This window comes from Allobosea sp. 05T422_2, from assembly GCF_056396265.1.
The window spans coordinates 1-7,176 of sequence record NZ_JBFTLD010000310.1; the positions used below are offsets into that span (position 1 = coordinate 1).

Genomic DNA, 7,176 nt, shown 5'->3' on the forward strand with positions numbered 1-7,176 from the left:
GGGCACGATATCGACATCCGGCTGCGCATTCGACAGCCCGGCAACGATATAGCCCAGCCACAGCCTCATGCTCTCGCTGCTGGCGGCCTGGAAACAGAGTGACGGYTCGATATGAGCCCAGGCGATCTCAAAGGCCTCGCGCGCTGTTGCAAGTTCGAGGAGTTCGGGAAGGGAGCTGAACGGCATCGGGCACCTCCGGCACCCGCGAAACTCAGCATCGAACCCGACCTGCGGCAAGATGACGAATTCCGACCCAGGGCCCCCGCCTCTCGCAGAATGCCACAGCTCTCGCAGCGTTCAGTCGGGGCGCTCAGTGTCCGCGATGAAGGTCGCGCCGATCGAGTGCTGGCTGCGCCAGGCGATCCGCACGCAGCTGTTGATGTGCAGGGCCGGAGCGATCAGCCTGAAGACGTCTGGCGCCTCGAACCCCATCGGCACGCGCAGCTTGACGCCGGACACCGAGACATCGCGGATAATGCAGGGAATCTCGTTGTTCTGGCCGGGAAGCCGGATTCGCGCTTCCTGCACAACCTTCTTGCGGTGGTGGCGGCGCTCTTCAGTCTGACCCGGCAATTCGCAAATCCCCGCCACGATCGATCGGTTCAAGTCTATCTGGAACCTGCGCCCGGCACGTTAACCGATGACGTACAGCCCGCGAAGAGTCCGGGCAAGCTTGCCGGACCATCCGGGCCGCCAACCCACAATGAGTTGATCGACTTCCACATGACAGGCCAGCATGGATGGGCGGCGACGCGAAGCCACCGGAGCGCCATGGCTCTATGGGCGTGAGCGATTGCCGTGGAGGAGAAGAGATCATGCGCCATTCTCTCAAGCTGAAATCGCTTCTCATGCTCTTCGCCCTCCTAGCGAGCGTCGTGGCGCCCCTGCCCAGCCTGGGCACGGCCGAAGCGCAGGTCCGCTCCTCCAGCTCGCCGCAGATATCGGGGCAGACTGTCCGCAGGGGCCACCATTCCAGCGCCCAACGGCCCGGCAACGGGGCGCATGTCAGCCGGCCGCAGCACCGTCCGTATAAGCGCCCGTCGCATGTCCATCGGCCGAGCCCGCAGGTCCGGCATCATCGCCCGGGGCCTGTGACCGTCGTTCACCCGCGGCGTCACTGGCATCGCGGCGGAGCGGTTGCAGCGGGGGCGGCGCTCGGCTTCATCGCCGGGGCAGCGGCTGTCTCGCTCGCCGGCCCGGCGCCGCGCGCGGGCTATTGCTGGTACTACACCACGCCCCAGCGCATGACCGGCTTCTGGGACTGGTGCCCCCGCTGAGCGGGTGCCTCGCTCCAGCCGAATGCCCAAGGTTACGCGCCGGAAGAGCTCGGGACCATCACCTCGGAAGCGGTGAGCGATGCCGGTGGTCACCCCTTTTCGGCGGCGCGCGCCTGGAACAGCCGCACGAAGGCATCGAGCTCCGCCCGCTCCAGATCGGAGATCGCCCAATAGGTGAAGGCGCGATCCTCCCAGGTCACCAGTGAAAACCCCCGTGCCGAGCTGCCGCTGGGCCCGGCGGGCGGCTGGGACGAGACAGCGCGCGGCAAGGCGACGACCGAGATCAGATGCTCATTGTGGCGGTAGACGAGGGTCGGCGCGACGTGATTGCCGATGACATCGATGCGTGCGCCGACGAGGGGAAAACCATCCCGAGCAAAGTCGTCGGGCGGCGGAGACAGGCCGATCTTGGCGTCAAGCCATGGCTTGACCTGGTGTCGATCGGACGAGGCCATGTCGACCGGAGTGGGTGCGATGAGGGCCCGGCGGTGACTGCTGGCGATGTCGCCCGCCATATCCTCCGGCGCCACTCTCGACACGCCCCAATAGGTTCCGCCCCCGGCCAGCAGGCTGGCGATCAGAGCGGTTGCGGCCAGTGCGCGCCAATCGAAACTGCGAGCCGGCCGCGCCGATGCATCGGCGCCGATCGCAATGACACGCTTGCGCAGCTCGGCACTGGGCTCCGGCCGGGGCAGCTGCCGCATCGCGCTGCGCAGGGCAACGATCCGCGCCCTTTCCGCCGCGAGGGGCGGATCGGTTGTGAGGCGGCGCTCGAGCGCAGATGCACTGGCCGCATCGAGTTCGCCATCGACGAGAGCGTGCAGAAGCAGCCGCGCTTCGCCTGGATCGATGGGCTGGCCGTCACGCTCGGTCATTGCGTCCCCCAAGCTGGCGGATCAGGATCGTGCGGGCTCGCGACAGGCGGGACATGACGGTGCCAATCGGCGCCGAAATCAGATCGGCGATCTCGCGATAGCCCAGCCCATTGATATCGCGCAGCACGAGAACCTCGCGGAACGGCGGGGGCAGCGCTGCAATCGCCGCTTCGATCTCTGCCGCGTCGGCGCGGGCGATCATGGCCGCCTCCGCATCGTCATCGCCTGATGGGCCAGAAGCCAGCAGATCCGCATCCGTGACCTCGTCGAGCGGCACGAGCATCGGCCCGCGATTCCTGGCGAGCCATGTGTGACAGGCATTGCGCACGATCGCGAGAAGCCAGGCGCGAGCGCTGCCGCCTGCATAGGTTCCGATCCCGGCATAGGCGCGAAGGCAAGCCTCCTGGACGACGTCTTCTGCATCATGTGCATTGCCCGTGAGCCAGCGGGCGAAGGCCAGCGCATCCGCAAGATGGGGCAACACCACCTCGCGAAACCGTTCGGCGGAAGGGTCGCCGCTTGCTGCCACTGTCGGCTCGCCGTCTGGACACCCGGCCACAAGGTCCGATCAGCGGGAAACGCGGATCTTTCCCTGCATATGCGGATGAAGGCTGCAGAAATACGAAAACTCCCCCGGCAGGGTGAAATCATACGCGAAACTGTCCTTCGTATCGAGCGCGCGGGATCTGAACGAGCCGTCACCCGCGACAACCAGATGCGGTTCGTCATCCTCGTTCCGGAACGTGACCGTCGTTCCGGCTTTCACGGTGAGGTCCGGCGGAACGAAAGCGAAGTTGGAGATCCTCACCAGCGCCTCCTCCGCCCCCGCGGGACGGGATGCGGCGAGGACCGACAGGACGATGATCGCGCCCGCAGCCCAGAGGGGCCTGTGCCTGCAAGTCATGTCGCTCTCCCGATTGCACGGTTACGCCATCCCTCGTTCAGCCGCGCGCGAGCGTGCTGTCGATGATCGCCAGATCGTTTGCGCCCGGGCGAATGGCGACGCTCGTAATGCCGAGGAACTTGCGCAACTCGCCAGCCGGGACGGTCAGGGGACCGGGCGAGGAGGCGGTCCCCGGCGCCGGCTGCGGAAAGGCCGTGGACCTTGCAGTGTGAAAGGTCACATTGCCTTCCACCTTCTGCATGATCTGGTGGATATGGCCGTTGAGGATGGTGACGGACCCGAAGGGCTTGAGCAGCGCAAGCGCCTGCGTGCTGTCGGCGGTGCCCCAGCCCCAATCGGCATAGACCGTCCAGAGCGGGATATGCGCGAAGACCACGATGGGAGCCGAGGCGCTGCGGCCGCGCAAATCGTCGGCGAGCCATTTCAGCTGCTCCGGCCCGAGTTGACCGAGCCCGCCAGCCTTGAGGTTCACGACATTGACCAGGCCGATGAAATGCACGCCGCCTTCGTCGAAGGAATACCATCCGGCGCCCTGCTTGCCCTTGCCGTACCGCTCCGAATAGGCCTGCCCGTTACCCTCGTCGATCACGTCATGTTCGCCAGGCACGTAGTGAACGTCGAGCCTCGCGCCGCCGATGACACGCGCCGCATCATCGAATTGAGCGGCCGTGGAGAGATGCGTGATGTCGCCCGTATGGATCATGAAGGCGGGCTTGGCCGGGAGCGCCCCGATCTGGGCGATAGCCTCCGTGAGCGTGTCGAGAGCATGCGGGTTCGCAGCCTTGTCGAAGCCGACATGGCTGTCGGATATCTGCAGGAAGGTGAACCCCTTGGTGACCGCTTCTGCCGCCTCCGCCCTGCCGAGGAGGCCCAGCGAGACCGGCACCCCGCTCGCAACCGTCCAAAGCACGCCGGTTCCGGCCCAGATCATGCATTCGAGCGTCTCGCGGCGTGTGGTGGCAGGCCGCTCAGTATCGATCCGATGATGTGTCATGGTCGATCTCCCAAGAACGCAACCACGCTGCGTTCATTGAGAAGACAGGTCTTCAGCGCCGTTTATTCCCGACCATGCGAATTTTCGTCATCGGTGCTGCGCAGCAATGCGACGCTCGGTCCGCGGCATGAGCGTGCGGAGGATGGACCGCGCCCGCCCAGACAGCCGGATCGAAGCAGAAAGCGGGCCGCGCCTCCGGCAATCGCAGCGCCGACACAATGCGAATTCTCGCCCGCCGAACGGTTTCGCCGCGGACCAGACAAGCAATTTTGCATCGTGAAGGCTCGCATGTATGGATAAGATACGATTTCGGCTGCTCGATTCCTGTCTGCAAGCCTTGGCTCCTTCTCCAGCGCGAGCAGGCACGGTCAGCAGCTCTTGTATGTCTACCACCGGTCGAAATTACCGAATGTAATTTACTAAGGGACCACGGCTATGGCTCTCAAGCTACTCAATGCAGATGCGATCCGCGACAGTGCGTTCTCACTGCAACCTTATCCGCATTTCCTTGGTGAGAACTTTCTCAGGCCTGAGGCCATCCCGGATATACGTCGGGATTACCCGGCCATTACGAAGCCTGGCTATCTGACCGTCGACGATATCGAGCTGGCGGGAAGCTTTAAACAGCTGATCGATGAAATGGAGAGCCCGGACCTCACCGAGGTGCTTTCGCAGCGCTTTGGAAAAGACCTCCACGCCTTTCCGCGGCTGACCACCGTCCGAAAGCTCTCGCAGGCCAAGGACGGCCGCATTCACACCGATGGCCCGAGCAAGGTCATGACCGTGCTGCTCTATCTGAACGACGACTGGTCACCGGATGCGGAAGGCCGGCTGCGCGTGCTCTATGACGGCACRAATTTCGAGCCCTTCGCCTGCGAGGTGCCTCCGACCATGGGTGCCGTTTTCGGTTTCCTRCGCTCCGACAATTCCTGGCACGGCCACAAGCCCTTCGCGGGCGAGCGGCGTGTCGTGCAGACGGCGTGGATCACCGACGCATCCGAACTCGAGCGCAAGAAGAGCAGAAACACGGTCGCGAAGTTCTTCAAGAGCATCTTCGGCCGCTAGATCGCGCTGCGTTTGGACGAAATCGTCCAAACGCAGAAAACGTGATCGACTCTCATAGTTTAGAGCATGCTTAGTGCGAAAAACCGTTGCCACTTTTTCGCAGCATGCTCTTGGTTCCTTGTGAATGGCCCGCTCGGCAGACCGGCGAAGGTTTCGCGCCGGCCTTCCGCGGGCCATTGCGGCGGCTGACCGAAACCCGGGACCGAGAGCCTTGCGCCCTTGGCCAGACAGGTCGTTCGGCGCAAAAATCGCAACTAAATCACGGCGTCGATAGACCATCAGGCATGACTTCGTGTCACCGGCCCTGTGTCACCGCCGAGGCCCATACCTCCCGCGAAACGCAGTGTTGAGCAATCGCTCCGGCCCGCCTACCCTCTCCCCGTGACAGACCTTCCCCCCGCCTGGGCCCATCTTCAGCCGGCCTCCCTCAAGGCGCTCCTTGAGCCGCCCGGCAAGGTCCCRCAGGCCGTTCGCCTCACGCCTGATAGAGTCTCCGTCGAGGCCGCCCTTCAGGCTCCCATGGTCATCGCCGCGAGGCTCCTGCTGGCGCTTGCCGTGGAGAAGGGCGGACTGGTCCTCACCCCTGCCGGAGCCCTGAAGCGGGCCGATGTCCGGCATGTCTTCGACCGGACGGAGTGGCCGGGATACGACAGGGCCACCACGCTCGCGACGAACAAGGTCATCAACGAGCACGATGCCTACGGGGTCCTGTTCACACGGATCGTGCTGCAGGCGGCCCGGCTCCTGCGGAAACGCTCGGGGGTCCTGAAGGCGAGCAAGGCAGGCAAGGCCATGCTGGCGCCCGAGGCCGCCCCGGCGCTGCTCGCCGCGCTGTTCGAAGCGACATTCTGGAAAGTGAACCTCCAGGACTTCGACCGGAACCCGCTGGAGTTCTGGCCCCAGCACCACATGGGCGTGATCCTGTGGAGCCTGTTGGTGACGGCGCATGGCTGGTCCCATGCGAAGGACCTGATGCCGGCCTGTACGATCATGGAGACCATCGGGGACCCGATTGCTCCCGACTTTCCCGAGTTCGCCCTGACGACGCGGGTGCTCCGGCCGCTGTCATGGCTCGGACTACTCGAGAGCCGAAGATCGGAGAAGAGGCCCGATGGCGGGCTCGACGATGACGTCCGGAAGGCGCCGCTGTTCGACCAGCTCTTGCGATTTGAGGTGGAGTTGAAGGGTGGCGGCGAGCCGCGACACTGAGGCCAGGGGAATTCGCGAGCCGGGAGCCTGGGCTGCCTGCCCAGGGCCGACAGCGCCTGCCGCCGTCAGCAGCGGCGCACAGGGCCATGCGAAGAGAGCCGGCGCGGTGTGGCCGGGAGGGTTTTCGGCCCTCTCAGCTGTCAGAAGCGGAAGTCCATAACTGGAGGTGGCGATTTTGCTGGATGCGGTGCTCGGTCTGATGGTCGAGTTCATTCTTCAGATCATCGGCTATCTGACGGGCAAGACGCTCATTCGCGGACTTACGCTGGGCAGGCTCGCGATCGGCGACTATGGAAGACGCCCCTTCTCCCTCTATTGGCGTGTAAGCGGCCGCACGGTCCTCAGCGGCGATCTTGCAATATTGATCGGATGGGGATTCTGGCTGGTGCTTGCCATCACGTCCATTGTCCTCTTCAGGCAGAGCATCCCACTGGATCAATAGGGCTGCCCCCAGAGCGCCCTGCCCGGAGGAGCGCCACGACGCGGTAGTGGCTCTCGGCCGGTCATAGGTCGTGCTGCGCAGATCGAAATGCGATTTGGCGGGATGCGTCACTTGATTGAGCGCATTTTCAATGCTGCCCCAAAGGGGGAGTGGTGCCCAGAGCTGGAATCGAACCAGCGACACTGCGATTTTCAGTCGCATGCTCTACCAACTGAGCTATCTGGGCATCCGGCGAAGCGCCAGGCGCTTCGTGTTGGTGGGGGCGATATAGAGCGTGATTGGCGGGCTGTCCAGTCGCTTCAGCCGGCTTCCGATCAAGTCTCGTCTTCGCGTGTGGGTAACCCGGTTTCAGACTCCTCCACCGGCTCGCCGGGAATGACATAGCTGCCCTTCAGCCAGTGGCCGAGATC

10 protein-coding genes and 1 tRNA gene are annotated in these 7,176 nt (G+C 64.3%); 4 read left to right on the forward strand and 7 right to left on the reverse strand.

The features are described from left to right. Together AC1DJT_RS32040 and AC1DJT_RS32045 are read right to left on the reverse strand one after the other, a co-directional pair. Window positions 1-186, reverse strand: a 186-nt coding sequence (locus AC1DJT_RS32040) for a hypothetical protein (RefSeq protein WP_476835653.1), incomplete at its 3' end; no start/stop codon positions are given. Between the two features lie 111 nt (window positions 187-297). Continuing rightward, entirely contained in the window at window positions 298-573 is a 276-nt protein-coding gene (locus AC1DJT_RS32045; RefSeq protein ID WP_441507892.1) for a PilZ domain-containing protein, read from the reverse strand. A 242-nt stretch (window positions 574-815) separates the two neighbouring features. Between AC1DJT_RS32045 and AC1DJT_RS32050 the strand changes: the two genes are divergently transcribed. Then, window positions 816-1,277, forward strand: coding sequence for a hypothetical protein (locus tag AC1DJT_RS32050; RefSeq protein WP_441493055.1), 462 nt, complete (start codon window positions 816-818; stop codon window positions 1,275-1,277). 89 nt (window positions 1,278-1,366) lie between these two features. Here AC1DJT_RS32050 and AC1DJT_RS32055 read toward each other — a convergent pair whose 3' ends face one another. Genes AC1DJT_RS32055 through AC1DJT_RS32070 form a run of 4 tightly spaced genes read right to left on the reverse strand, consistent with a single transcriptional unit; the run spans window position 1,367 to window position 4,050 of the window. Beyond that, on the reverse strand, window positions 1,367-2,152 hold the full coding sequence (locus AC1DJT_RS32055; RefSeq protein ID WP_441507893.1) for an anti-sigma factor family protein: 786 nt from the start codon (window positions 2,150-2,152) through the stop codon (window positions 1,367-1,369). Beyond that, a complete protein-coding gene (locus AC1DJT_RS32060; RefSeq protein ID WP_441507894.1) occupies window positions 2,139-2,681 on the reverse strand; it encodes a sigma-70 family RNA polymerase sigma factor in 543 nt (180 codons plus the stop codon). Before AC1DJT_RS32060 ends, AC1DJT_RS32055 begins: the two co-directional genes overlap by 14 nt. A 39-nt stretch (window positions 2,682-2,720) precedes the next feature. Then, a complete protein-coding gene (locus AC1DJT_RS32065) occupies window positions 2,721-3,056 on the reverse strand; it encodes a cupredoxin domain-containing protein (protein WP_441493058.1) in 336 nt (111 codons plus the stop codon). A 37-nt stretch (window positions 3,057-3,093) separates the two neighbouring features. Next, window positions 3,094-4,050 carry a metallophosphoesterase family protein gene (locus AC1DJT_RS32070; protein WP_441493059.1) on the reverse strand — a complete coding sequence of 319 codons (957 nt, stop codon included), beginning with the start codon at window positions 4,048-4,050 and terminating at the stop codon, window positions 3,094-3,096. Between the two features lie 435 nt (window positions 4,051-4,485). Between AC1DJT_RS32070 and AC1DJT_RS32075 the strand changes: the two genes are divergently transcribed. From AC1DJT_RS32075 to AC1DJT_RS32085, 3 genes are all read left to right on the forward strand, one after another. Further along, window positions 4,486-5,115 carry a 2OG-Fe(II) oxygenase gene (locus AC1DJT_RS32075; RefSeq protein WP_441493060.1) on the forward strand — a complete coding sequence of 210 codons (630 nt, stop codon included), beginning with the start codon at window positions 4,486-4,488 and terminating at the stop codon, window positions 5,113-5,115. 519 nt (window positions 5,116-5,634) lie between these two features. Beyond that, window positions 5,635-6,324: a hypothetical protein gene (locus AC1DJT_RS32080; protein ID WP_476770961.1), complete on the forward strand. Its 690-nt coding sequence runs from the start codon at window positions 5,635-5,637 to the stop codon at window positions 6,322-6,324. A gap of 166 nt (window positions 6,325-6,490) precedes the next feature. Beyond that, complete coding sequence (locus AC1DJT_RS32085) at window positions 6,491-6,766, forward strand: hypothetical protein (protein WP_441507896.1); 276 nt, start codon at window positions 6,491-6,493, stop codon at window positions 6,764-6,766. A gap of 150 nt (window positions 6,767-6,916) precedes the next feature. On the opposite strand, the gene AC1DJT_RS32090 is transcribed toward AC1DJT_RS32085, so the two are convergent. Then, window positions 6,917-6,992: transfer RNA gene (locus tag AC1DJT_RS32090), tRNA-Phe, on the reverse strand. Window positions 6,993-7,176: the final 184 nt, after the last annotated feature.